Source organism: Peptoclostridium litorale DSM 5388 (assembly GCF_900141635.1).
GTDB classification, from domain to species: domain Bacteria; phylum Bacillota; class Clostridia; order Peptostreptococcales; family Peptostreptococcaceae; genus Peptoclostridium; species Peptoclostridium litorale.
This window is the reverse complement of the sequence record NZ_FSRH01000003.1, coordinates 32,679-57,523: the sequence shown is the minus strand read 5'-3', so window position 1 is coordinate 57,523 and position 24,845 is coordinate 32,679. Positions and strand designations below refer to the sequence as shown.

General features: G+C 41.3%; 26 protein-coding genes. 1 reads left to right on the top strand and 25 read right to left on the bottom strand.

Features of this window, described 5'->3' with window-relative positions:
* The 15 genes from pknB to dapF all read right to left on the bottom strand — a co-directional run bounded on the left by pknB (window position 1) and on the right by dapF (window position 14,723).
* Window positions 1-2,022 (bottom strand): Stk1 family PASTA domain-containing Ser/Thr kinase, encoded by a 2,022-nt coding sequence (pknB, locus tag BUQ87_RS03495; RefSeq protein ID WP_038267819.1) that lies wholly within the window; start codon window positions 2,020-2,022, stop codon window positions 1-3.
* Window positions 2,023-2,041: 19 nt separating this feature from the next.
* Complete coding sequence (locus BUQ87_RS03490; RefSeq protein WP_038268353.1) at window positions 2,042-2,788, bottom strand: Stp1/IreP family PP2C-type Ser/Thr phosphatase; 747 nt, start codon at window positions 2,786-2,788, stop codon at window positions 2,042-2,044.
* A 4-nt stretch (window positions 2,789-2,792) separates the two neighbouring features.
* A complete protein-coding gene (gene rlmN / locus BUQ87_RS03485; RefSeq protein ID WP_038267816.1) occupies window positions 2,793-3,824 on the bottom strand; it encodes a dual-specificity RNA methyltransferase RlmN in 1,032 nt (343 codons plus the stop codon).
* A 2-nt stretch (window positions 3,825-3,826) separates the two neighbouring features.
* Complete coding sequence (gene rsmB / locus BUQ87_RS03480) at window positions 3,827-5,158, bottom strand: 16S rRNA (cytosine(967)-C(5))-methyltransferase RsmB (RefSeq protein ID WP_038267814.1); 1,332 nt, start codon at window positions 5,156-5,158, stop codon at window positions 3,827-3,829.
* A gap of 49 nt (window positions 5,159-5,207) precedes the next feature.
* Entirely contained in the window at window positions 5,208-5,894 is a 687-nt protein-coding gene (locus BUQ87_RS03475; RefSeq protein ID WP_038267811.1) for a zinc metallopeptidase, read from the bottom strand.
* Between the two features lies 1 nt (window position 5,895).
* Window positions 5,896-6,645 (bottom strand): DUF116 domain-containing protein, encoded by a 750-nt coding sequence (locus BUQ87_RS03470; RefSeq protein WP_038267809.1) that lies wholly within the window; start codon window positions 6,643-6,645, stop codon window positions 5,896-5,898.
* 2 nt (window positions 6,646-6,647) lie between these two features.
* A complete protein-coding gene (gene fmt / locus BUQ87_RS03465; RefSeq protein ID WP_143182390.1) occupies window positions 6,648-7,583 on the bottom strand; it encodes a methionyl-tRNA formyltransferase in 936 nt (311 codons plus the stop codon).
* 23 nt (window positions 7,584-7,606) lie between these two features.
* The gene (gene def / locus BUQ87_RS03460) at window positions 7,607-8,059 is read right to left on the bottom strand and encodes a peptide deformylase (protein WP_038267807.1); all 453 of its coding nucleotides are present in this window, start codon (window positions 8,057-8,059) and stop codon (window positions 7,607-7,609) included.
* 33 nt (window positions 8,060-8,092) lie between these two features.
* Window positions 8,093-10,546, bottom strand: a complete 2,454-nt coding sequence (gene priA / locus BUQ87_RS03455) for a primosomal protein N' (RefSeq protein WP_038267802.1) — start codon at window positions 10,544-10,546, stop codon at window positions 8,093-8,095.
* Window positions 10,547-10,604: 58 nt separating this feature from the next.
* Window positions 10,605-11,804 carry a bifunctional phosphopantothenoylcysteine decarboxylase/phosphopantothenate--cysteine ligase CoaBC gene (gene coaBC / locus BUQ87_RS03450; RefSeq protein ID WP_038267799.1) on the bottom strand — a complete coding sequence of 400 codons (1,200 nt, stop codon included), beginning with the start codon at window positions 11,802-11,804 and terminating at the stop codon, window positions 10,605-10,607.
* 76 nt (window positions 11,805-11,880) lie between these two features.
* Window positions 11,881-12,105, bottom strand: a complete 225-nt coding sequence (rpoZ, locus tag BUQ87_RS03445; protein WP_038267796.1) for a DNA-directed RNA polymerase subunit omega — start codon at window positions 12,103-12,105, stop codon at window positions 11,881-11,883.
* Window positions 12,106-12,720 (bottom strand): guanylate kinase, encoded by a 615-nt coding sequence (gene gmk, locus BUQ87_RS03440; protein ID WP_038267793.1) that lies wholly within the window; start codon window positions 12,718-12,720, stop codon window positions 12,106-12,108.
* A complete protein-coding gene (gene remA, locus BUQ87_RS03435; RefSeq protein WP_038267791.1) occupies window positions 12,713-12,997 on the bottom strand; it encodes an extracellular matrix/biofilm regulator RemA in 285 nt (94 codons plus the stop codon). Before remA ends, gmk begins: the two co-directional genes overlap by 8 nt.
* A 10-nt stretch (window positions 12,998-13,007) precedes the next feature.
* Window positions 13,008-13,889, bottom strand: coding sequence for a YicC/YloC family endoribonuclease (locus BUQ87_RS03430; protein WP_038267788.1), 882 nt, complete (start codon window positions 13,887-13,889; stop codon window positions 13,008-13,010).
* A 3-nt stretch (window positions 13,890-13,892) separates the two neighbouring features.
* On the bottom strand, window positions 13,893-14,723 hold the full coding sequence (gene dapF / locus BUQ87_RS03425) for a diaminopimelate epimerase (RefSeq protein WP_330391218.1): 831 nt from the start codon (window positions 14,721-14,723) through the stop codon (window positions 13,893-13,895).
* 593 nt (window positions 14,724-15,316) lie between these two features.
* On the opposite strand from dapF, the gene BUQ87_RS03420 reads away from it, so the two are divergent.
* Window positions 15,317-17,119, top strand: a complete 1,803-nt coding sequence (locus tag BUQ87_RS03420) for an Rqc2 family fibronectin-binding protein (protein WP_038267783.1) — start codon at window positions 15,317-15,319, stop codon at window positions 17,117-17,119.
* Window positions 17,120-17,164: 45 nt separating this feature from the next.
* Here BUQ87_RS03420 and brnQ read toward each other — a convergent pair whose 3' ends face one another.
* The 10 genes from brnQ to BUQ87_RS03370 all read right to left on the bottom strand — a co-directional run bounded on the left by brnQ (window position 17,165) and on the right by BUQ87_RS03370 (window position 24,840).
* A complete protein-coding gene (brnQ, locus tag BUQ87_RS03415) occupies window positions 17,165-18,445 on the bottom strand; it encodes a branched-chain amino acid transport system II carrier protein (protein WP_038267780.1) in 1,281 nt (426 codons plus the stop codon).
* Window positions 18,446-18,584: 139 nt separating this feature from the next.
* The gene (locus BUQ87_RS03410) at window positions 18,585-19,844 is read right to left on the bottom strand and encodes a uracil-xanthine permease family protein (protein ID WP_242943771.1); all 1,260 of its coding nucleotides are present in this window, start codon (window positions 19,842-19,844) and stop codon (window positions 18,585-18,587) included.
* 107 nt (window positions 19,845-19,951) lie between these two features.
* Entirely contained in the window at window positions 19,952-20,488 is a 537-nt protein-coding gene (gene pyrR, locus BUQ87_RS03405) for a bifunctional pyr operon transcriptional regulator/uracil phosphoribosyltransferase PyrR (RefSeq protein WP_038267775.1), read from the bottom strand.
* Window positions 20,489-20,660: 172 nt separating this feature from the next.
* Window positions 20,661-21,584: an RluA family pseudouridine synthase gene (locus tag BUQ87_RS03400; protein ID WP_038267774.1), complete on the bottom strand. Its 924-nt coding sequence runs from the start codon at window positions 21,582-21,584 to the stop codon at window positions 20,661-20,663.
* Between the two features lie 17 nt (window positions 21,585-21,601).
* The gene (lspA, locus tag BUQ87_RS03395) at window positions 21,602-22,048 is read right to left on the bottom strand and encodes a signal peptidase II (protein ID WP_038267771.1); all 447 of its coding nucleotides are present in this window, start codon (window positions 22,046-22,048) and stop codon (window positions 21,602-21,604) included.
* Window positions 22,049-22,072: 24 nt separating this feature from the next.
* Window positions 22,073-22,771 carry a 5'-methylthioadenosine/adenosylhomocysteine nucleosidase gene (locus BUQ87_RS03390; protein WP_038267769.1) on the bottom strand — a complete coding sequence of 233 codons (699 nt, stop codon included), beginning with the start codon at window positions 22,769-22,771 and terminating at the stop codon, window positions 22,073-22,075.
* A 34-nt stretch (window positions 22,772-22,805) separates the two neighbouring features.
* On the bottom strand, window positions 22,806-23,276 hold the full coding sequence (locus tag BUQ87_RS03385; protein ID WP_038267766.1) for a DivIVA domain-containing protein: 471 nt from the start codon (window positions 23,274-23,276) through the stop codon (window positions 22,806-22,808).
* Between the two features lie 30 nt (window positions 23,277-23,306).
* Window positions 23,307-24,080, bottom strand: a complete 774-nt coding sequence (locus BUQ87_RS03380; protein ID WP_207647170.1) for a YlmH family RNA-binding protein — start codon at window positions 24,078-24,080, stop codon at window positions 23,307-23,309.
* 18 nt (window positions 24,081-24,098) lie between these two features.
* The gene (locus BUQ87_RS03375) at window positions 24,099-24,374 is read right to left on the bottom strand and encodes a YggT family protein (protein ID WP_038267765.1); all 276 of its coding nucleotides are present in this window, start codon (window positions 24,372-24,374) and stop codon (window positions 24,099-24,101) included.
* Between the two features lie 19 nt (window positions 24,375-24,393).
* Window positions 24,394-24,840: a cell division protein SepF gene (locus BUQ87_RS03370; protein ID WP_038267762.1), complete on the bottom strand. Its 447-nt coding sequence runs from the start codon at window positions 24,838-24,840 to the stop codon at window positions 24,394-24,396.
* Window positions 24,841-24,845: the final 5 nt, after the last annotated feature.

Sequence of the window (24,845 nt, the reverse complement as noted above, 5' to 3'; positions counted from 1 at the left end):
CTAAAAGCTGACATCTCCATCATAATAAGAGCTGCCGTCTATAGTTATTTGATATGCTTTTGTAGTTCCGCTTTTACCCCTTATAGGGACAATAAGCAATCCATTTGTTTCATTTACTTTTATTTCTTTATCATATACAGTCTTTGTCTGGGAATCATAAGTCTCTTTTACTACAACTCGTATGTTTCCCTTGTCTTCTGGAAGCTTTATCGAAAGATTCCTTTTGACCTGATCTTCCTGTTTAGCTCTATCCCCTGAACTTTGAGTTTCACCTGCAGTTTCATCCTGGCTCTTTAGCTTGTTTACAACAAGGTTCATGCTTTTGTTTTCCTCGGTCTTTTCCCCGGCGGAAAGACTCTGCTTTAAAACCACCCCATCCGGCTGCGACTTGTCTTCATCATAAGTCACATCTCCAAGTCTCAAATCGCCCATTAGCTTTTTAGCGTCTTCAAAGCTTACGCCTACAAGCTGAGGTACTATCACCAGCTTGACTTCCTGTCCTTTGCTGACAACCACATCTATTGAACTTCCCTCTTCCAATTTAGAAAGGGCCCTAGGCTTTTGCGAAAGTATCGTCCCCTCTGGCTTATCGTTGAACTCAAAAGTGACTACGCCTTCTTCGAAGTTCGCCTCGCTGAGTATGCCTGTCAAATCACCGAGCTTTTTGCCTTCAAGGTTTGGAACCTGCGAAAGCTTTCCTCCCTTGCTGACAACCACCGTTACTTCAAAGCCTTCCTTTACAGTCGTGCCGGCTTGTGGCTCCTGGCTTATTATATGATCCTTGAGCACTTCATTGCTGTTTTCTTCCCTTCTTATGCTCAGCTTTATCTTTTTCTCCTCAAGCATTTTCTTTGCATCTTCAAATTTCATACTTTCCAGCTTTGGCAGACTGTACTCCTTAGGCTTTAGCATCTCCTTTATGTAAAATCCTCCTGCGGTGAATCCTACAGAAGCTACAAATCCCAAAACTATAGCAAGCATCATTATGAGCTTTTTATGTCCTTTTCCAGATTTTTTCGGCATGTCCTGTTCTCCCATGTCTTTTTCGGTTTGAAAATCTTCACTTCTAGTGATTCCCATGTCCTCAGAATGTCTTTCTATTATTATCTCCCTTTGCTGCTCAGCCTTTTCTATTGCTTCCCCAAGATTTTCAATCTTTTGAGTCTTGAAATCCTCATAGCTCGGCTGGATAAAATTAGGGCTCACATTTTTTTTGATAAGATCCATGTCCTTTATAAGCTCATCTGCGGTAAAATACCTTCTCGATTGGTTTTTTTGAGTTAGCTTTAGTATGAGCTTTTTTACATCCTCTGAAACTTCATTTTTTATGAAATCTGGAAATGTCACTTCCTCGTTGATGTGTTGAAGCGCTATATTTACAGGACTGTCTCCCTTAAACGGCACCCTTCCGACAAGCATTTCGTACATCACTATTCCCAGGGAGTAAAGGTCAGACCTTTCATCCACATATCTTCCCTTTGCTTGTTCCGGAGAAAAATAGTGGACAGACCCTATGACGCTTCCCATATTTGTAACAGTTGAACTCGTAACGGCTTTTGCTATGCCGAAATCCACAACCTTTACAGTTCCGTCTTCCTTTACAAGTATATTGTGCGGCTTTATGTCCCTGTGTATTATGTGCTTTTTGTGCGCCTGAGAAAGTGCCAATGCTATTTGCCTTGCTATTTCAATTGCCTGCTCCTCGCCTATCCTCTTGCTGCCTTTTATTATGTCCCTTAGGCTTTTGCCTTCTACATATTCCATAACTATATAGTGGACTTCCTCATCCTGGCCCACATCATATATGTTGACTATGTTTTGCTGAGTAAGGCTTGCAGCAGACTGAGCTTCATTTTTAAACTTTTCAAGAAACTCCTCGTCTTCAACAAATTCACTTCTCAAAACCTTTACGGCAACTATTCTGTTGAGAAGCCTGCACCTTGCCTTGTAGACAAAAGCCATCCCTCCGTCGCCTATTTTTTCCAATATTTCGTATCTGTTCCCTAATACTTTTCCTAACACAGTACCACCAACTCCCAGGTTATATTAAAATGTGAATCAAAGAAATATTGTCGTCTCCCCCGCTGTCCTTCGCCCTGCTTAGAAGCTCTTCGCAGCTTTGGTCAATATTTTCAAAATTCAGTATAACTTCTTGCATCTCATCATGTGCAATCATGTTTGTAAGGCCGTCCGTAGTGAGAAGCACATGGTCTCCCTTTACCACATCCCTTTCATACACGTCAACCTTCAAAGGTTCTTCCAGACCCACGGCTCTTGTTATGACATTCCTTTGAGGATGCCTTCTCGCCTCTTCCTCGGTTATAAGACCCTTCAATAGGAGTTCCTGCACAAGTGAATTGTCATTTGTAACTCTATGGAGTTTTTCCTCGCTAAACAGATAGCATCTGCTGTCTCCGACATTTGCAACGTACATTTTGCCACCTGTAATTACAGCCATCGTAAGCGTTGTTCCTATGCCGCGAAATTCTTCGCTCCTTTGTGCCTCTTTAATTATGATATCGTTTGAACGCTCATACGATTCAATCAGGTTTTCAACTACAATGGAATCTATATCCCTTTTGGCAGACTCAATTCTGCCTTTCAAATGCTGCATGACTTTTTCAACTGCAATCCGGCTAGCAACCTCGCCTTTATTATGTCCTCCCATGCCATCCGCTATTGCGAATATGCCTACTGCCCCTTTTCCACTGCCTAATATCTCTGCACCCCAAAAGTCTTCATTCATGCTCCTGACATTCCCTACATCTGATATTGCTTTATATCTCATATTATCACCCCGAAATATTTCGCTTCCTAAGCTGTCCGCAGGCTCCATTTATATCGCTTCCCATCTCTCTTCTAACTGTGGCATTAATGCCGTGTTTTGAAAGTATCCCCGAAAACCTCTCCACTCCTTCCTTTGAAGGTCTTTTGTAGTCTTTTTCGTCAATCTTGTTGACAGGTATTATGTTGACATGTGACAAAATCCCTTTAAGAAGCTTTGAAAGAGCCAGGGCCTCTTTTTCACTGTCGTTTACACCTTGAATTATTGCATATTCAAATGTGATTCTTCGGTTTGTCTTCTCTACATAGTACCTGCAGGCATCGAGCACCTCTTCTATAGAATATGCCTTTGCTATTGGCATTATCCTTTTCCTGCTGGTATCATCTACTGCATGCAGTGATATCGCAAGGTTTATGGGAATCTCCATGTCAGCCAGATCATAAATCTTTGGCACTATTCCGCAAGTCGAAAGCGTTATGTGCCTGTAACCTATGTTGAGTCCATTTTTGTCGTTCACGGCCCTTAAAAATTTCACAGTCTCCTCAAAATTATCAAGTGGTTCCCCGCTTCCCATCATTACAACATTTGAAACCCGCTCTCCAGTATCCTCCTGTATCCCTATGATCTGGTCGAGCATTTCCGATGCCGTGAGGTTTCTCTCCATACCGTCCACGGTGGATGCGCAAAAGCTGCATCCCATCCTGCAGCCAACCTGTGTTGATATGCACGCCGAGACCCCGTGCTTGTATTTCATCATTACGCTTTCTATTATGTTCCCGTCCATAAGCCTGAACAGGTATTTTCTCGTTTGATCTATTTTCGAAACGAGCTTTTTGTCTATTTGTATATTGTCTATATATGCATTTTGGGCAAGCTTCTGCCTTAATGGCGCAGGTATGTTGTTCATATCATCAAAATCCTTTATACCCTTGTAAATCCACTTGAAAACCTGGCTCCCCCTAAAGCTCTTTTCTCCTATCGTTTCAATATATCCCCTGAGCTGTTCTTCTGTAAATGACTTTATATCAACCTTTTCCATTATTACCTTACCTTTCTCAGCTTTGCAATAAAAAACCCATCGATTCCATGTATATTAGGATAAGTCTGGATATATCCGTCCTTTTGGGTTTCCATGTCTATATAAACCTCTTTTATGGGCTCCAGCACATAATCGCTGTTTTGTTTTAAAAACTGCGACACGACCCCCATATTTTCCTTATATTCTATTGTACAAGTACTATATATGAGTAGTCCATCTTTTTTTACATATCTATTTACATTCTCCAGTATCCCCATCTGGATGCTTGGAAGCTGGTCTATCTCCTGCTTGCTCTTGTATTTTATCTCCGGCTTTCTGCTTATTATTCCAAAACCTGAACACGGAACATCTGCAAGCACTATGTCAAACTTTTCGTCAAGCTCGTCTTGATGCTTCGTTGCATCCCCTATCTTTGCATTTATGTTTTTAAGACCGAGCCTGTTCGCATTTTGATTTATAAGGCCAATCTTGTGTTCATGCACATCTCTAGCCTCAACGCATCCAGTGTTTTCCATGAGAGTAGCCATATGTGTTGTCTTCCCGCCCGGGGCACTGCAAACATCCAAAACGTGCATATTATTTTTGGGGTTTGCAACATGTGCAACAAGCATGGAGCTTATGTCCTGTACAAAAAACATGCCTTTTGCAAAAAGCTCATTCGATTCTATATTTTTCATTCCTCTGACCCTTATAGCCTCGGCAGCCATTCCTACTGCCTCACATTCTATTCCTTGCTCACTCAGCATTTGCAGGAGCTGCTCCCTTGTAGTCTTCAACGTATTAGTCCTTATATATATTGAAGGCCTTTCCATGTTTGACATCATGAGCTCTTTTGTAAACTCCACGCCGTATGTTTTTATCCACTCGTCTGCAATCCACTCTTCATAAGAGTATTTCACAGATAGATATTTTGCCGGATTTTTTTTCTCACTTGGCATTTTAATAGATCCTTTTGACCTTATGAGATTTCGAAGCACGGCGTTCACAAAGCCTGCTGTTTGTGGCTTGAATTTCTTTGCTAGCTCCACGCTTTCATTTACGGCTGCAAAGTCCTTTACCCCGTCTAGAATGAGTATCTGGTATACCCCCATTTTAAGTATGTTCAGCACAACGGGCGATAGTTTCGAAAGCCTGATCTTTGAAAACTGGCTTATTGCATTTTCCAGAAAATATCTGTTTTCAACCACTCCATATACAAGCTCCGTTACAAACCCTCTGTCTTTTCCCGACAGTCCCGACCTTGTGAGCCTTTTGCCAAGGGCTATATTTGAATACATGCCCCTATCTTCTATGTCATTTATAGTTTCAAGCGCTACAATCCTGCTCTTTTCCAAAATGTTTTCCTCCCCTACAAAAAAGAAGCCCTAAGATAATCTTAGGACACTAGTCTCTTTGATTCCTTATGAGCAAAAGCCTTATGAGCTGGAGTACTGCAGAAGCAGTTGCAGCCACATATGTCAGCGCCGCGGCACTTAAGACCTTTTTGCTGTAAGGTATTTCATCTGCATATATTATGTGCGAGCTTCCAAGTTCATTTATGGCCCTTGAGCTTGCATTAAACTCCACAGGCAGCGTCATTACCTGAAAAAGCACAGCACCAATAAATAGCATTATTCCTATGTCTAAAAGCGCAGGGCTTATTATAAACCCTAGCGTTATGAATATCCATGCCATTGAAGAACCTATATTTGCTACTGGCACAAGACTGTTTCTAATTTTCAGCGGAGTATATCCCCTGGCATGCTGTATGGCATGTCCGACTTCGTGAGCCGCAACAGATATAGATGCTATCGAAGCCCCCATGTACACATCTTGCGAAAGCCTAAGTCGTTTTCGCCTAGGGTCGTAATGGTCTGAAAGCATGCCTGCAACCATTTCTATTTGCACATCGTCTATTCCGTTTGAATGGAGCATGTACTGTGCAACCTGTGCCCCTGTATAGCCCTTTTTAGACTGAACCCTCAGGTACTTTAAAAAAGTCGACTTTACCTTTGCCTGAGCATATACTGCAAATATTATAGCCGGAATCATTATTATGAATGTCGGATCGTAAAAAGGATATCCGTACATTTTAATCTACCCCCATAAAAAATTTTATAGCGTTTTCAACATTTTCAATGTTAACTTCAGTGTTAAAACACGGTCCGCTCGGCCTTTCATTGTATACGCCCAGAACCGGTATTTTAACCACTTCCTGTATACCGCTTGTAAGGTCTCTCTCACATGCTATTGCCACTACGGCCTTTGGCCTGTTTTCAATTATTATCTTCCTTGCCAGGGTTCCCCCAGTCGCTACGAAGACCTTAACGCCGTATTTTTCCCTGAGAGAGAGGAACCTGTCGATGCTACACTTTCCGCATCGTTTGCAGTTCGAAACATCATAAGTCACTTTGAAATTGCAAAAACTCTTTTGTATGCAGTGAGGTGAAAGCAACATTATATCCTCACCGTTTAAACTGTATTTTTGAGAATATATATAAGAATTGTTAAGGTGTACAAATATTCTCCTTATTTCGTTCTTGTTGACATTTAACAGCTTTCCTATGCTAGTCACAAGTGGAAAAAGTACCGAAAACACAATGAGGCTGATTTTCAAAGACCTTCCCTTTGGCATTCTGCCACTGCATATCCTATACACTACAAAGCTCATGTATATTATCGCAAATACGGCTAAAATCACTGTTGTGTTCAATGCGGTCAAAACTGCTCCCGTAACCGGTGCATATTTCCCCAAAATCACCATATTTGCAAGAAGAGCCAAAGTAACTATTCCTGTAACAATCACAGCTGCAATATTCATGAATTTGTATTGAGTTTTCATATCTATGCTCCTAGGGATACGCCTTTTTCTATTTCGTTTCCTTTTAGGTACTCGGAAACCTTCATTCTCTTTTTGTTTGGCATTTGAATTTCCTTGACTATTATGCACCCGTTTGCGCATGAGACCACTATGCCGTCATCGGAAACACTGGTTATGCGCCCTGGTTCACTGTCTCCTGTGCAGCTATCATATTCTGCCACTTCCCATATTTTCATTGTATTTCCATTATATCCTGTATATGCGCCAGGCCAAGGATTTGTTCCCCTCACAAGATTTACTATCTCATGCGGCTGCTTTTTCCAGTCTATCGCTCCAAGCTTTTTGTCCATCATGTGTGCATATGTCGAAATGGAATCATCCTGTTTTTCCCTCGGAGCGTTTCCTTTGCTTATTGCCCCTATTGTATCCTTTAGAACTTGCGCTCCCAGGCTTGAAAGCCTGTGGTAAAGCTCTCCGGCAGTTTCGTCATCTCCAATTTCCACTTCACTTTTTAGTATCATATCTCCCGTGTCAAGGCCTTCGTCCATGTACATGGTTGTGATTCCTGTCTTCTTTTCGCCGTTGATTATTGCCCAGTTTACAGGCGCAGCTCCCCTGTATTTCGGAAGGAGCGAACCATGCACATTAATGCATCCATATTTAGGTATTGAAAGTATCTCCTTTGAAAGTATCTGTCCGAATGCAACTACCACTATTATGTCCGGATTTATTTCCTTTAATATTTCTACAAATTCGCCGTCCTTTACGCGCTTTGGCTGGTACACCTGTATCCCATTTTCAATTGCAAGTTCTTTCACAGGCGGCATCGCCAGCTTTTTTCCTCTTCCCTTAGGCTTGTCGGGCTGCGTAACCACAGCAGCCACTTCAATACCTTCGTCCAGCATAGCCTTAAGGCACGGCACTGCAAAATCTGGTGTTCCCATGAATACAGCTTTCAATATCATCACTTCCCTAGTAGTTTTTATTCTTCGATTTCACCTTCAACCTTGTCTGTAAAAAGCACTCCGTCCAAATGATCCAGCTCGTGGAATACAGCCCTTGCAAACAGCTCTGTTCCTTCAAGCTCCACATGCTTTCCATCTCTGCCCTGGAACTTAACCCTAACCCAATTTGGTCTTCTTACCTTTCCGAATTTACCTGGAACGCTAAGGCATCCCTCATCTCCAAACTGCTCTCCATCGTATTCCACTATCTCGGGATTTATCATCTCTATAGGCCCGTCCCCTACATCTATTATGACTATTCTCTTTAGTATCCCAATCTGAGGCGCTGCAAGCCCCACTCCATCTGCCTCTACCATTGTTTCGTTCATGTCGTCAAGAAGCTGGGATATCCTGTCATCTATTTTTTCAACCACTCTTGATTTTTTCCTCAAAACCGGGTCTCCGTCCGTCTTTATTATCCTTGTTGCCATTAAATACTCCTCCTCATTTAAATAATCACTATTTTACATTATGCTTGACGGATTGATGTCTATGCTTACATTTACATCTTCGTCAATTATCTTAGAGCGTTTTGTGATGCATACAAATCGAACTATCTTCTTTAGAAATTCAATATCTATGCCACTGTCCCTAATAACCATCTGCCATCTGTGTTTCATATTTATAAACGCCATAGGGCATTCGCTTGGTCCCATTATAAAAGAAAAATCTTCGAATCCTTTTTTTGCAAGCACATATGTCATACCTTCATGTATCTTATATATATTGTTCATTACGCTGCTTTTGTTCCTGCCTGACACCACTATGCTCAGAATGTTTCCAAAAGGCTCATATCCAAATGTCTTTCTCAGGCGTATTTCCTTATCGTAAAAGCCCTCGTAGTCATAGTCCTTTGCATGCTGTATTGAATAGTGGGTTGTGTCGTGAGCCTGAAGCGCCACCACACCTGGAAGACTCGCCCTTCCAGCCCTGCCTGAAACCTGGGTTATAAGCTGGAATGTCTTTTCGGAGCTCTTGTAGTCTGGATAGTTAAGTGTAGCATCTGCAGACACCACACCTACGAACGTGACATCCGGAAAATCATGTCCCTTGCTTATCATCTGTGTCCCTATCAGTATGTCTGCCTCTTTTCGCCTGAATTTTTGAATTATATGGGAATGTGCGCCTTTTCTAGATGTCGTGTCCCTGTCCATTCTCAGAATATGGCTTTGAGGATACATATTTTTTATCTCATCAACTACCCTTTGCGTTCCCATTCCTCCGGTTTCAAGCGCATTTTCACCGCACTCGGGACATGCCTGCGGCATCTTCTCTTTGTGTCCGCAGTAGTGGCATTTAACGCCTCCTATGTCCTTGTGGTATGTCATGGATATGTCACACCTTTTACACTTTAATACAAATCCACATTCTGCACAATACACAAAATTAGAATATCCCCTTCTGTTTAGAAATATCATTGCCTGCTCTTTCCGCTCAAGAGCATCACCCAAAAGCTTTAGAAACCTTCTACTGAAAATGCCTCTGTTTCCGCTGTCGATTTCCCTCTTCATGTCTATAAGCTCTATTTTCGGAGGCAGTTTATTGTTTGCTCTCTTTTCTAACCTTATTATATCATATTCTCCAGTTTTACACATGTAATACTCTTTTACAGAAGGTGTGGCAGAGCCCAGCACAAGGCCTGCACCATGCATGTTACACATGATTTTCGACAGTTCTATTGTATCATATTTAGGAGACATTTCCGACTTGTATGAGCTTTCATGAAATTCATCTATTATGATAATTCCTATGTTTTCAAATGGCGAAAATATGGCCGAACGCGCGCCTATGCACACATTTGCATGTCCCTTTTTCATTTTTCTCCACTGGTCGTATTTTTCGCCTGCTGAAAGTCCGCTGTGAATTACGGCTATGCCTTCTCCAAATCTCGCCTTGAATCTCGAGACAGTCTGGGGCGTAAGCGCAATCTCAGGCACAAGCATTATGCACTCTTTTCCAAGCGATACGGCCTTTTCAATCGCCTCTATATACACCTGGGTCTTTCCGCTTCCAGTAACCCCGTGAAGTACTATGGGCTTTGAAAATCCTTCCGAAAACCCTTTTCCAATATGTCTCACGGCTGCCTTTTGCTCATCGTTAAGCGCTATGTCAGATTCCTCAATATCCTGCTGGTCAGGCTCCCTGTAGTATTCCTCTTTTTGAATCTCCACTATTCCTTTTTGCAAAAGCGATTTTATAGTGGCCTGGGATGCTCCGGTGATCTGCTTAAGGTCGCTTTTTATGCATTCGTCGTTATACCTTAAAAACTCGACAGCCTCTGCCTGCTTGTGCGCCCTTTGCTTTTTGAGCCGTTCTATATTGATGTCTATGTCCTCATAGTCGATGCACAGCCTTACAGTCTCCACATATTTTTTATTTTCAAGCTTTTTGTACTCCCATACAATCTCTATGACGTCCTTTTTTTCAAGCGCTGAAATAATTTTTTTTGCACTCCCAAATTTACCTGTCAGCTTTTCAATAGAAGCCGAGCCGGACTTTTGGATTTCTCCTACTATAATCTCTTCCTTTTCAGAAAGCGGATCTTTCGGCGTATTTTTAAGTACTGCAACCTTATAGTTTTCAAGCCCTATACCTTTTGGACATATCGCATTTATGCAGTCCATATAAGTGCATATATAATTTTCTCTCATCCACTCTACCATATCAAGCTGCTTTTTCGTGAGAATCGGATCGTAGTCTGCAATTTCAATGATTTTTTTGACTTTGAAGTCCGTATCCTTTTGACCTAGAATTTTAAACACATAGGCCTGCACCGGCTTGTTGCCCCTTCCAAACGGCACAAGCACCCTTTGTCCCAGCCTTATGCTTTCCTTCTGATCGTCTCCAACCTCATAAGTAAACAGCCTGTCGGTATTGTAGGAATTGTTACTGACTACTACTTCAACTAAACTTTTCATAAAAATCTCCTTTGCACGCAAAGCCCGTACATAACAAAAATAAGCACCCATAAGATGCCTATTTTTGTAATAGCAGTGTCACTTTGTCTATTATAACATTTGCAAGTTCGTCCTTGCTCATTTTAGGAAATTTTGTGATTTCGCCGCTTCTGTCTATTATGCTGACTATATTTGTATCAACGGCAAATCCGGCTCCTTCTTTTGTCAGGTCATTTGCAACTATAAAATCAAGATTCTTCTTTTTTATCTTTTCATTTGCATTTTGGATCAAATCGTTGGTCTCGGCTGCAAATCCCACAAGCACTTTTGAGCCTTTTATCTCTCCAAGCTCTTTGAGTATGTCGGGATTTCGCTCAAGCTCTATTGTAAGGCCGCCCTCACTCTTTTTTATCTTCTCACTGGCCACATCTTTTGGCCTGTAGTCAGCAACAGCCGCAGACTTTATTATGGCGTCGCTTTCATCAAAGTTCTCCATGACAGCCTTTTGCATATCGAGGGTTGATTCCACGCTTATAAACTTCGAAATGCCACTTGGCGGATCAATATGGGTCTTTCCCGATATCAGCGTGACATTTGCTCCTCTTTTGGCAGCGGCAGCGGCTATTGCATACCCCATTTTACCTGTAGACCTGTTTGTTATATATCTTACGGGATCTATGGACTCTATTGTCGGGCCTGCAGTCACTAGAATATTCTTTCCTCTTAGCTCTTCCCCCGCCATAAAATGATGTGCAATTCTATCTACTATGCTTTGCGGAGAAGCGAGTTTTCCCTTGCCTTCGTCTCCGCATGCAAGTCTTCCCGATTCAGGCTCTATGAATTGATAGCCCAGCGCTTTTAAGCTCTTTATATTTTTTTGCACAACTGCATTCTCGTACATGCCCGTATTCATTGCTGGTGCTATAATGACAGGGCATTTTGCAGCCATTATAGTTGTGGAGAGCATGTCGTCCGCGATTCCGTTTGCAATCTTGCCTATTATATTGGCAGTTGCCGGTGCTATTAAAAACATGTCAGCCTTTTGGGCCAGCGATATGTGCTTTATGTCCCAGTTCAAAGGCTTTTCAAACATATCAGTCGTCACAGGATTTTGGCTTAGGCTTTGGAATGTAAGCGGCGATACAAATTCTGCCGCGGAGCCTGTCATTATTACATCAACGCCTGCCCCGAGTTTTTTAAGCCTGCTTACAACGTCGCATGCCTTGTATGCGGCTATCCCTCCGGTCACTCCGATTACTATGTTCTTGCCTGAAAGCATTTCATCACTTCTCCCTGTTTTCTTTTAGGTGTTTTTTTACAAATATACGACGCATACCGACTAGTTATATGCCGCCTTACAGCTGATCCTGCAGCTCTCCCATTTCAAGTTCAGGCTTTTCAACTACTATCTTATGAGCCGCAACTTCGTTTGTAGCTATGTTTACAGGCTTGTCGTCCGAATCCATTGTGCCTTCTCTTTGTTCGTCTATTATCTGTCTAGCCCTCTTCGAAACGGCTATCACAAGATAATACCTGTTTTCCATTATGTCAAGCAAATCGTTTATTGATGGATATAGCATTTATAGTTCCTCCTCGAATTTTTTAAGTATGCAATCTTTATATCTTGAAACTCTGTTTTTTTCAGCCATTATTATGCTCTCAAGCTGTCCTACTGCTTTGTCCAGGTCATTGTTTACAAGATAGTAGTCAAAATTTTCTATCTTGCTTATCTCTGAAAATGCACTTCCGAATCTCTTTTTAAATGATTCTTCAGTTTCAGATCCTCTCTTGACTATTCTATTTTTCAGCTCTTCAAGCGAAGGCGGCAGTATGAATATGAACACCCCGTCAGGATATTTTTCCTTGACCTGCATGGCACCTTGTATGTCTATTTCCAAAAGTACATCTTCACCCTTTTCAAGGTTTTCGAAAACGGCCTTTTTAGGCGTACCGTAGCCGTTGTCATAAACTCTTGCATATTCAAGGAATTCGTCTTTTTCTATCATGTCCTCGAATTTCTGAGCATCAAGGAAATAGTAGCTGACTCCATGCTCTTCTCCCGCCCTTGGACTTCTTGTGGTTGCAGATATTGAAAGTTTTATGTCAGTGTTCTTTGTCAAAAACTTCTTGCATATTGTGCCTTTTCCCACACCTGAAGGTCCGCATATGACTATCAGAATGCCTTTTTTATTCATGTGTTTCTTCCTTTCTGTCTTCATTGTGGTGATCTTCCTTGTCTTCAAGCCTGTGAGCCACAGTTTCAGGCTGTACTGCAGAAAGTATTACGTACTCGCTGTCTGTGAATATAACAGCCCTTGTCCTACGCCCGTACGTAGCATCTATGAGAGTCCCCTTTTTTCTTGTCTCCTGTATTATCCTTTTTATAGGCGCCGACTCAGGGCTTACTATGGAAACTATTCTGTTAGCCGATACTATGTTTCCAAAACCTATGTTTACAAGTTTTATAGCCATGTCCAGCCTCCTACTCTATATTTTGAATCTGTTCTCTTATTTTTTCAAGTTCGCTTTTCACTTCTACAACCGTTTGGGTTATATCTATATTTGACGACTTGGAGCCTATTGTGTTGGCCTCTCTGTTCATCTCCTGTATCAAAAAGTCTATTTTTCTTCCTATTGACTCGTTTGACTTTATAGTGCCCTTAAGCTGGCTTATATGGCTATTAAACCTTACGACTTCTTCAGTTATGCTGCTTCTGTCAGCAAAGAAAGCTACTTCCTGGCTCAGCCTGTTTTCATCAATGACAGCTGTGCCTTCAAGCATTTCCTTAACCCTTGCCGAAAGCTTTTCCTTGTATTCCAAAGTGACAGTGTGCGAGAGCTTCTCCACCTGTGCTATGTACTTTTTCATGAGGTCGCATCTCATATCAATGTCCTGTGCAAGTTTTTCACCTTCCACAGCTCTCATTTCAGAGACAGTGTCCATGGACTCGTCTAGCGCAGGCTGAAGACTTTTCCATATGACATCTTCGTCCTCGCCTTTTTCCTCGACTCTTATCACATCAGTGAACTTGGCTATGTTTGAAACCGTGATGTCGTTTTTCGCTCCTGTAATATCTTCTATCCTGTTTAAAATATCAAAATACTCTTTTGCAAGATTCGAATCGAGACTCAAGCTTACTGCGCTTTCTCCGACAAGCTGCATCCCAACATATATGTCCACTCTTCCTCTTTTGATGAATCTTTTCACATGGTTTCTTATCTTTTCTTCAAAAAAAGATATCTTTCTTGGCATTCTTATGTTTATGTCAAGATATCTATGGTTTATAGTCTTGCACTCCACCGTGAAGTGGTAGTTCTCATCCTTGTACTCGCCTCTTCCAAAACCAGTCATGCTTATGGCCATATCTTACACCTCCAGTATGCCTTCGCAAATTTTCACAGCCGGACCATCCATATATATGATTCCGTCCTTTATTTCTATATAAATCCTGCCCCCAGGTGATTCTACAGATACACTTTCGCCACAAATGCCTATAAGGTTTGAAACGTATGCAGATGCGCATATGCCCGTTCCACATGCAAGAGTATGTCCGCAGCCCCTCTCCCATGTATACACTACGAGATTCTCCCTGTCAACAGCTTTTACAAAGTTGACATTCGTTCCTTCAGGAAAAACGGGATGCTTTTCAATTTCGGGTCCAAGCGTCAATACCTCTTCCATGTCAATATCATCTACAAATACCATGGTGTGCGGAACCCCCACAAGTATAGACGACACCTCGACAGTTCTGCCCGAAACAGCTATTTTCTGCTGTATGAACCTGTCCCCTTCATAGTCAACCGGTATCATCTCAGGGGCAAGTACAGCACCTCCCATTTTAACCTTTACGCTTTTGACTTTCCCGCCCTCCGTGCTGGCCTCCACATCAAACACTCCGGCAAATGTTTCAACTTGGAATCTGTCAGTCTTCACTATGCCGCTGTCACGCACAAACTTTACAAAGCACCTAAGGCCGTTTCCGCACATGTTAGCCCTGCTTCCATCCGCATTGTAGTAGAGCATGAAGCACTCCGCCTTTTCTGACGGCTTTACAACAAGCAGTCCGTCTGCCCCTACCCCAAATCTTCTGTGACATGCCTTTTCGGCAAGCTCCGAATAATCCCAAGTCTCATCTTCTACGCCATCGATTGCTACAAAGTCGTTTCCTGCTCCATGAAGCTTTGCAAATTTAACCACGGCAAATCCTCCCATACTGATATATTATACATAATATAATTTAATAGTTCAAAGCAAAATTCACAAATATATTGGAGTTTTGCGCTTTAACTCTTCCAAGTTATATGGAAAGAATTCAAACTCACAAAAACATATAAAAAAAGAGGATGCCTTTCGGCAGAATGGCTGTCAAATAAAACAAACCAAACCGAAGCAATCCTATCTCTATAAAAAATCTTAACACGTTTTCAGTCTGTATTCAATCCTTTATATATAAATATGAAGAAAGTCTATGTAAAACCACGGCATATGAGAGTCTTCGTGAAAATAAGATATATAAGTAAATATGTGTGTTTTTAAGCATATAGCTTCGGAATAATATCGAGCTTTAGCAAAAGGCATGTGTATGGCATAAATCAGTTCGGCTTTATTCCTGCCCGAGTCGACAAGACTCCTGCTTAATGGTAAAATCATACTTGACCATAGTTACTGCATGAATTGCTTTGTAGATTGGGGACTACCAGTTTCTATAATCCAATTTTTTTGCTGCTTCAATTGCATGCTGTTCAACTATATTATGATTTATAATAAAAAATCAATCTTGGAGGATTATAATGGCATTAGATGGAGTATTCATATATTCACTTGCAGACGAGCTCTCAAATGCTCTTGCGGGTACAAAAATAGACAAGATATACCAGCCCGAAAAGGATGAAATACTTATTCACATAAGAAAGCAAAAAGCTTCCATAAAACTTCTTTTAAGCGCAAGTTCTTCAAATCCAAGGGCTTATATAACCAGCGAGCCTCCAAAGGAAAATCCGGGAGTCCCGCCTACATTTTGCATGCTTCTTCGAAAAAATCTTACAGGTGGACGCATAGTCGAAGTTACCCAGCCTGATTTCGAAAGAATACTAAACATAACAATCGAGGTTTACGACGAGCTCAAGAACAAAAAGAATATGAACCTCATAATAGAAATAATGGGTAAGCACAGCAATATAATACTTGTCGACGCACTCGAAAACAAAATAGTCGACTCCATAAAAAGGGTTCCTCTTAGCATAAGCAGCTACAGGCAGGTGCTTCCCGGGAACGAATATATCTCTCCTCCCCCTCAGGACAAGCTAAACCCAATGGAGGACATATCTCTTCCAAAGTTTTCAGAAATCATAAGAAGCTCCAGCTCTCCTATATTCAAGGCGGTATACCAGTCTTTCAAGGGGATAAGCCCTCTTATTTCAAGAGAGATACTGTACAGGGCATCTGTTGACGAGGTTTTGCCGGCCTGCGCCCTTGAAGACTTTGAGCTCGAAAACATATACAATTCATTCACAAGGGTTTTCGGACAGCTTAAAAACAATATATTCAGCCCCTGCATATCGATAGACAGAGCTACGGATTCCCTGATAGCATTCAGCTGCATAAGGCTTACTATGTATTCCTCTTATTCATATATAGAAAGTCCTAGCCCTAGCTTCATACTTGAAAAATACTATACCCAAAGGGATATTAAAGAGAGGATAAAGCAAAAGACAATAAACCTTAGAAAAAACATATCCAACAAGCTAGACAGGCTATACAACAAGCTTCAAAAACAAAGTGAAGAGCTTTTGGAAGCTCAAAGTGCACCGGAATTCAAGCTCTGCGGCGAACTTATAACATCATATATATATATGATACAAAAGGGTATGGAAGAGATTTCACTTCAAAACTTTTACGATGAAAAAGGTGAAGAGGTCACTGTAAAACTAAACAAAAACCTCACCCCTTCTGAAAACGCTCAAAAATACTTCAAAAAGTACAACAAACTAAAAAATGCATCATTAATGCTTTCAGAGCAAATGGACATGACAAAGGCGGAGGCTGACTATCTCGAAAATGTGCTCTACAGCATAGAAAACTGCGAAAGCATTAGTGAAATAGAAGAGATAAGAAGCGAACTTATAGCCGAAGGTATTGTCAAAGACAGAGAAAAGAAGAAAAAGGCTTCAAAACCTTCAAAGCCTTCTGCATCCAAAGAGTCAGAACCGCTTACATTCTTCTCTTCTGACGGATATGAGATTCTTGTAGGCAAGAACAACAAGCAAAACGACAGGCTTACTCTTAAAATAGCATCTCCTTCGGACATTTGGCTTCACACAAAAAATATTCCGGGCTCACACGTAATAATAAAGACAAACGGGGGCGATGCAAGCGAGCAGGCAGTAATTGAGGCTGCAACCTTGGCGGCATATTTCAGCAAGGCCAAGATGTCTTCAAAAGTGCCAGTGGACTATACCGAGCGAAAGAACGTCAAAAAACCAAGCGGTTCAAAACCTGGAATGGTCATATACGAGACAAACAAGACAATATACGTAACGCCTTCCGAAGAAGAGTTCACAAAAATAAAACAAAACAGCCCCGAGAGTAAGTAATTCTCTCAAGGCTGCATATGTAACTATTATATTGGGCTGCGCTTATCAGCGCAGCCTTAAACTTTCTTTATCCCTGACAAGCGAGAAAATCAAGACTACAGCCGTGCACGGCAGAAACCATTCAAGCCCAAATTCAGAAAGGGGCAGATGTGCAAGAACTGATGAAGCATCTAAAAACTCGATTCCAACACTCGAAAGAGCCTGTGCTGTTCCTATCGGCATTACTACAGCCATTGCCGCCCTGTAAGCCCTTTTGTTTGGAATAATATTGTCAAACACACTCATAATGACTATTGATATAACCACAGGATATACTACAAGTAGTATGGGAACTGCAAGCCCAACTATTGCATCAACTCCAAGATTGGATAGCGCAAAGCTCACAACTGCACACACTGCCACAACCCACTTGTAAGGTAGCCTGCCGTTTGAAATGTTTGAAAAAAAGTCTCCAGCCATTGCTGTGAGCCCTGCAGAAGTGGTGAGACATGCAAGCATTACCGTAAGACTCATAATAATTTTTCCCTTTTGTCCAAGTATTCTGTCAACTGCCATTACAAAAAGGTCCGTCCTCGAAGCCTCCTGCACGCCTGTAAGGTTAGCCCCTACAAATATGAGCCCTCCGTACACTAACGACAGTCCAATCGCAGCTACAATTCCAGCTTTTGCCGATATTTTAAACTGCTCGTCCCTGTCTAATATTCCCTTGTCCATTAGCATTCCTATTGCAAATCCGCCCATGAGAATTGACCCGAGCGCGTCCATGGTCTGGTACCCTTCTTTGAATCCAATTGAAAACTGCTGCGCTGAAAATATCGGAGTGAATTCTCCGCCCAGCATGAATACTCCCTTTGCTATTATCACAAATATGACAGTCAATAGCACCGGTGTAAGCACCTTTCCTATCTTGTCCATAACCTTTCCCTTGTTCACAATTATCAGAAATGTCACTATGAAATATGCCCCAAGCACAATCAGCTTGCTCGCCTGAGGAAATGCCGGAAGCACTGCCATTTCGTAAACCGTCGCCCCTGTCCTTGGAACTGCAAAAATAGGCCCTATTATAAGCATTATAACCGTTCCAAGGTACTTTCCAAAATTCCTTCCCACATGCCTCGTAAGGTCTTCCACTGATTTTCCAGCCTTAGCCGAAGCTATGACTCCCAGTATTGGTATCCCAACTCCTGTAAGTAAGAATCCGGCCATGCACATAAGCCAGCCCTGTGCCGCCTGTCTTCCAAGGTAAATTGGAAATATGAGGTTTCCTGCTCCAAAGAATGTAGAAAAAAGAGCAAATCCCATAACTATGTAATATCTTTTGTTCATGCTGTCAGTCTCCTTATATATTTATACTGTATACATAATAATATACAGCCTCTATTATAGCATTTTAAATGATTGAGTAAAAGAAAAACCTCCTTTTTATGACCGATTCATAAAAGGAGGTTTTCCTGCTATCTAGCTATTAAGCAACCACTTCAGACTTCTCATTTCTGTTTAGCACCTTGTTAAGAACTATTCCTACTATTGCTGCAAGGCTGAGCCCTGTTATCTTAACCGATTCAGTTATTGATATCCCCATTGAAATTCCAAAATGCTTTTCTATATATCCCGATCCAAGTCCTATGAATATTATCACTGCTATTATAGCTATGTTCGAAGGACTGTAGTTTATATTGCTGTCCTTTAGAGTCTTGAACCCTATAAACGATATCATGGAGAACAGCATAAGGCTTATGCCGCCCATTACAGGAACAGGTATCGTCTGAAGGAATGTACCCACCTTGCTTACGCAGCCAAGTATTATAGCAAGAACCGCCGTTATCCTTATTATAGAAGGGTCATAATTTTTAGTTATTGCAAGCACTCCTGTATTTTCTCCGTAAGTCGTATTTGCAGGTCCTCCCAGGAATCCGGCAACAAGAGTCGCAAGCCCATCTCCAAGAAGTGTTCTGTTAAGGCCAGGGTTTTCTATGAAGTTCTTTCCTACTACCGCTCCGTTTGTAGTTATGTCACCTATGTGCTCCATGAACACTGCCAGAACTACCGGTGCTATTATTGCAATGGCTCCGATTTCGAATTTTGGCGTAGTCACATTAGGCTTTGCTATCCATGCCGCTTCTTTTATAGCCTGAGTATCTACAAGTCCCATCTGAAGCGATATTACATATCCAGAAACTACTGCTATAAGTATTGCAAGCTGCTTTATAAAACCTCTTCCCAGGAATGTTATCCCAAGAGCTATTGAAAGGGTCATTGTCGCTACCATAACGTTGTTTGAATACATGCCTACTGCAACTGGAACAAGATTAAGTCCTATAACTATTATCATAGGTCCTATAACCTGTGGAGGGAAATAGCTTTTTATTCTCTTTACTCCAAACTTCTTTACAAGCATAGACATTATTATATATACCAAACCAGCGGCCATTATCCCGCCCTGTGCATATGTCAAATCCCCATTATAGGTTTCCTTTACCGTTATTATCACGGGAATAAATGCAAAGCTCGATCCCAAGAACACAGGAACCATACCCTTTGTCACAAGGTGGAAAAGCAGAGTTCCTATACCTGCAGACATTAGGGCCACTGACGGGTCAAGCCCTGTAAGTATTGGCACAAGCACCGTTGCTCCAAACATCGCTATAAGGTGCTGCATTGCAAGTACAACTTTTCTTGCTGATTTTAAAGCCGTATGTCCAATTGTAGATTCTCCTGAAACCATTGTTTTTTCCGCCATTAATAATTCCTCCTTTTTTTATAAGGAGGGAGAATAATTTTTTTCTCCCTTTTCCAGTATCTCTGTACTGATTTAAAAGACCTGAAACCCTTTTACTTTTCATATATTGAAACATTATTTACATCGTCTATCTCTTCAAGCTGTACGCTTATGACTTCATTTCTTGAAGTTGGAACATTCTTGCCGACATAATCAGGCCTTATAGGCAGCTCCCTGTGGCCTCTGTCTACAAGTATTGCAAGCTGTATCACCATTGGTCTTCCGTAATCCATAACCGCATCCATTGCAGCCCTTACTGTTCTTCCCGTAAAAAGCACGTCGTCTACAAGTATTGCTATTTTTTCATTTATGTCAAAATCGATTTGCGAGCCGTGCACCACAGGGTCAAGCTCCTCTTTGCTCAGATCGTCCCTGTACAGGGTTATGTCCACCTGGCCTATTGCGACATCAACACCTTCTATTTCCTTTATCTTCTTTTGTATCATTCTTGCAAGAGGGACCCCTCTTGTCCTTATGCCTATTAGTACAACATCTTCAACGCCTTTGTTCTTTTCTATTATTTCATGGCTTATTCTCGTAATAGCCCTGAGTACAGCCTTTTCATCCATTATCTGAGCTTTTTCCTTCATAGAAAGCCTCCCCTCAAAATCCTGTGATATTCATACTGTATATGCCCATCAAAAAAGACTCCCTGTTAGACAGGGAGCCTGTTGTTTGCACGCAAAGTAGCCCGATGCACAACTCCTTGTCAGTTTCTCTGAACTGATTTAAAGGACCAATTTATTCATCTTGATAATTGTATCATAGACTGTAATTACTTTCAAGTATTTTGATTATATTTTCAAAATGCTCTGGAAGGCAGGAGTCAAACTGTATATATTCGCCGCTTCCAGGATGGACAAATCCAAGCGTCTTAGCATGCAGAAGCTGTCCCTCCAGTTTGAACTTGCTCTTTTTGGCTCCATAGACAGGGTCACCCAAAAGAGGGGTGTTCCTGTTTGAAATATGGACTCTTATCTGGTGGGTCCTTCCCGTTTCAAGGTTGGCCCTGATATGTGTATATCCGTCAAACCTTTTTATGACCTTAAAGTGCGTCACTGCACTTTTGCCGCCTTTCACCACTGCCATTTTAAGCCTGTTTGATGGATTTCTTCCTATTGGAAGATCTACTACAAACTCGTCCTGCTTTACATTGCCCACGCATACCATCTCATATGTTCTCTCTATTGAGTGTTCTTTAAACTGCTGGGCAAGTCCGCTATGTGCATTATTGTTTTTTGCTATCACCAAAAGCCCTGAAGTGTCCTTGTCTATCCTGTGGACTATCCCTGGTCTTATTATTCCGTTTATCGAAGAAAGATTTCCCCTGCAGTGGTACATAAGTGCATTGACAAGGGTTCCCTCGTAGTTTCCCGGAGCCGGGTGCACAACCATTCCCTGAGGCTTGTTTACGACTATTATGTCGTCATCTTCATGAACTATTTCTATTTCTATATCCTGAGCTTTGACTTCAAGGCATTTGGGCTCCGGTATATTGATTTCCACAATATCATTCTCCCTGACAATGTATTTCGCCTTTTCTACCTTCTCGCCGACCTTCACAAGCCCCTGCTTTATAATCTTTTGAACATACGATCTTGACATGTCTTCAAGCTGTTCTGAAAGGAACACGTCCAGTCTTACCCCTTCTTCATCTTCCATGACACAAAAATTTCTAAATTCCATACCTTAAAAAATACCTCCTAGTTGTCGCCTACAAGTTCGCTCCTGAATAGCATTATATATGCAAGCATGCATCCCCCGACAACAACACATATATCAGCAACATTGAATACGGGCCATATCCTGAAGTCAAAAAAATCCACAACAAACCCCAGCCTCACCCTGTCTATCAGATTTCCTATGGCACCCGCTACAATCAAATTGAGTGAAATCTTCACATATATGTTGAGCCCCTTGTTCGAGTAGAGGAAATATACTATATAGCCTATAACAGCAAATGTCAGTATTATAAAGAAAAACCTCTTGTTTTGCAAAACCCCAAAAGCCGCGCCCCTGTTTTCAACATAAGTCAGGTGGAATATATCCTTTATCACAGGGATGGAGCCTATGTCCGAAAGCTTTAAAAGCGCCCAAAGCTTCGAAAGCTGGTCTACTGCAATAAGAAAAACTATAAGTATTAAATTCAAATTTTTCACCCCAGATTTCATGCCCTAAATTTTTTTAAGCATTGCAAGAACTATATCCTTAGAATTATGCGCCGCTACCTCTACAAACTCGTTATAATTCACATGAGCCGTTCCATCGGCCTTGTCCGACATTGCTCTTATTATGACAAAAGGCACTTTGTTCAAAGTGCACACATGGCCTATTGCAGCCCCTTCCATTTCTGCACAGTATCCGCCGAACACGCCTACAAGCTTGTCCTTAATTTCCGGGCTGCTCACGAATATATCTCCGGTTGCAATTCTTCCCTTTAGAGTCTTGTGTCCGCTTGAACTCTCTACACCGGCTTCATAAGCCGCCTGAACAAGTTTTTCGTCAGCTTCAAAAATTGAAGTCTCCATTCTTGGAATTTCTCCTGGCTTGTATCCAAATCCTGTGGCGTCGAAGTCATGCTCCAGCGCATCAGTCGAAACCACTATGTCAAGAACATCAAGTTCGCTGTGAAGAGCTCCTGCAACACCTGTATTTATTACAGCACAAACCCCGTATACACTTATAAGTATCTGAGTGCACATTCCTGCATTAACTTTTCCTATGCCGCATCTTACAAGGACGACCTCTTTATCGTGTATTCTTCCCGAATAAAAATCAAGTCCTGCTATTCTCCTGTTTTCCCTCATGTCCATATGCTGCTTTAGTATGTCAACTTCTTCGTCCATCGCTCCTATTATTCCTATTATATCCATCCTTCTTCCTCCTTCGCGCAAAAAAATGAGTGCCTTATTCAGCACCCAGGTCTGCTTCTTCTTGTCCAAATAGTTCGTCTACATATTTCATCTGGTCTTTAAGCATTGACTTAAACCTGTTTTTAAATATCATAGATTCTTTTCTAATCTCTTCATACTCTTTTTTTATTCCTATGACCTCATTGTTTGAATCCTCTATTATCCTTCTACCCTTGATCTCAGCTTCCTCTATTATGAGCTGGGCCTTTTTAGATGCGCTTATTCCAAGTTCTTCTGCCGTATTTTGTGCCACAATCAGTGTGTTTTTAAGAGTATCCTCAATGCTCTTGAATTTGGATATCTGGTCTGAAAGCATGTTTATCTTGTCTTTAAGCTCTATGTTTTCCTTGTAGAGGTTTTCAAAATCTTCTTTCAAGTCATCCAGGAAATCCTCGACCTCGTCTTCCCTGTATCCCCTTATACCTCTTCTAAATTCCTTATTCTCAATATCCAGCGGAGTTATCATGTTTTACTTCCTCCCGTAATCCAATATGATCTATATTATGATTTTTGCCGTTACCGAAATTCTTCCTTTTTTTGTATTTCCGTTAATACTATCTATAAATGCCCTTCCCTTTCCCCTCACAGAGATAAGGCCTCCCTCATACAAGTGCTTAGCGCTTTCAACCACGGGCTCAAAATCAACTCTCACACGCTCCGATGATACCATCTTGCTCGCTTCGCCTCTTGATATATTATATATTCCTGAAAGCATGCAGTCCAGCCTCAGCGAGGACACTGTAAAGTTTTTAGCTTTAAACTCCTGTTCACTGCAAGTGAATTCATCACCATCTATACGCCTTACATTTACACTATTTGAAGATACCTTATTGAAATTCATATGCAAAAAATCTGCCACTTCAGACTTCACAGCCAGATGACAGCTGTTTTCATGTACATGTATATCACCAATCTTCTCACGCCTTATCCCAAGCCCCATTACTGAGCCCAGATAGTCCCTGTGTGAAATTTCCCTGAACTTGAAATTCCCACCGACGCAAAGAAATGATATGGGGCTTTCAATCTCCTCCACATCCATATACCAAGGACATATTAGCACGCACTTTCGTTCAGCCTGGCTGCATTCTCCATATTCACGGTATATGATATCTCCCTTAAGATGGTTGAGTACATCTCTTACGCATCTGAGTTCATACGGATTCAAAAAATCCGTAGACTTGACATCATGGTTTCCGATTACTGACTGCGCCTTGTCCAAAACACTGCATACAAGCCTTTTAACCTCTTCGTCTCTTATATGTAATGTCAATTTATGCTTGTCTATCACTTAAAATCCCATCCCAATAAGCAGTCTAATCAATGTTCTGTGTACAAATTGTATTAAAAGAAGCGCTACTATAGGCGAAAAATCTATAGGCCCCGTTCTTATAATCCTATTCATAAGCTCTCTTACCGGTTCAAGCACCGGTTCTGTGACCCTGTATACAAAGCTTGCAAATTGAGAATAAGGGTCTATACTAATCCATGACATTATTACCCTTATAAATATCATTATTTCCAAAAAATTTACAAAATATCCAAGCGCCCTAATTATAACATACATACAAAAATCCCCTTATATTTTATTTTTGCCAGGGAAACAGCACTTTGTTTTCTAGTTCCCTTTTTATATTCGCATCTATATCTATATTGTTTGGAGCAAGTACGAATATGCCGCTTGACACCTTCTGAATGGTTCCCTCAAGAGCATATATCGCTCCGTTTAAAAAATCAAATATGGTTTTTGCCGTTTCCGCATCATGAATGCTTTGCAAATTCACTATAACCGCTTTTCTGTTTTTCAGATTATCTACTATAGCAGGCACTTCCTCGTAATTACTTGGCTCGTATAGTATCACCTTCATTTGAGTAGTCGCATGAATATTTACTATTTTGTTGTTCTTAGGAATATCTCTCGTTGCAACTATTCCAAGCTGTTCTACTTCTTCTTCAAAAGATTCATTTTCCATATCGTATTCTTCCTCAAATCCCATCAGCTTTTTCATCTTATCCACCATTTTTCCCGACATAGCCT

Coding starts and splice junctions, on each gene's coding strand:
- priA (WP_038267802.1), bottom strand. CDS start 10,546: ATGAAAAGTTTAGTTGAAGTAGTAGTCAGTAACAATTCCTACAATACC.
- BUQ87_RS03390 (WP_038267769.1), bottom strand. CDS start 22,771: ATGGATATAATAGGAATAATAGGAGCGATGGACGAAGAAGTTGACATA.
- brnQ (WP_038267780.1), bottom strand. CDS start 18,445: ATGAACAAAAGATATTACATAGTTATGGGATTTGCTCTTTTTTCTACA.
- BUQ87_RS03385 (WP_038267766.1), bottom strand. CDS start 23,276: ATGATAACTCCGCTGGATATTGAGAATAAGGAATTTAGAAGAGGTATA.
- rlmN (WP_038267816.1), bottom strand. CDS start 3,824: ATGGAAAAGGTTGATATAAAGTCATTTACAGAAGAACAGCTCAGGGGA.
- BUQ87_RS03370 (WP_038267762.1), bottom strand. CDS start 24,840: ATGTCGGGAAAAATGGTGGATAAGATGAAAAAGCTGATGGGATTTGAG.
- gmk (WP_038267793.1), bottom strand. CDS start 12,720: ATGAATAAAAAAGGCATTCTGATAGTCATATGCGGACCTTCAGGTGTG.
- rpoZ (WP_038267796.1), bottom strand. CDS start 12,105: ATGCTATATCCATCAATAAACGATTTGCTTGACATAATGGAAAACAGG.
- BUQ87_RS03410 (WP_242943771.1), bottom strand. CDS start 19,844: ATGGTTTCAGGAGAATCTACAATTGGACATACGGCTTTAAAATCAGCA.
- BUQ87_RS03490 (WP_038268353.1), bottom strand. CDS start 2,788: ATGAGATATAAAGCAATATCAGATGTAGGGAATGTCAGGAGCATGAAT.
- BUQ87_RS03375 (WP_038267765.1), bottom strand. CDS start 24,374: ATGTATGTTATAATTAGGGCGCTTGGATATTTTGTAAATTTTTTGGAA.
- BUQ87_RS03430 (WP_038267788.1), bottom strand. CDS start 13,889: ATGGCCATAAGCATGACTGGTTTTGGAAGAGGCGAGTACAAGGATGAG.
- coaBC (WP_038267799.1), bottom strand. CDS start 11,804: ATGCTTTCAGGCAAGAACATAGTAATCGGAGTGACCGGAGGGATAGCC.
- BUQ87_RS03470 (WP_038267809.1), bottom strand. CDS start 6,645: ATGAAAACTCAATACAAATTCATGAATATTGCAGCTGTGATTGTTACA.
- pyrR (WP_038267775.1), bottom strand. CDS start 20,488: ATGAAGGAAAAAGCTCAGATAATGGATGAAAAGGCTGTACTCAGGGCT.
- BUQ87_RS03400 (WP_038267774.1), bottom strand. CDS start 21,584: ATGGAATTTAGAAATTTTTGTGTCATGGAAGATGAAGAAGGGGTAAGA.
- BUQ87_RS03475 (WP_038267811.1), bottom strand. CDS start 5,894: ATGTACGGATATCCTTTTTACGATCCGACATTCATAATAATGATTCCG.
- remA (WP_038267791.1), bottom strand. CDS start 12,997: ATGGCTATAAAACTTGTAAACATAGGTTTTGGAAACATAGTATCGGCT.
- def (WP_038267807.1), bottom strand. CDS start 8,059: ATGGCAACAAGGATAATAAAGACGGACGGAGACCCGGTTTTGAGGAAA.
- BUQ87_RS03420 (WP_038267783.1), top strand. CDS start 15,317: ATGGCATTAGATGGAGTATTCATATATTCACTTGCAGACGAGCTCTCA.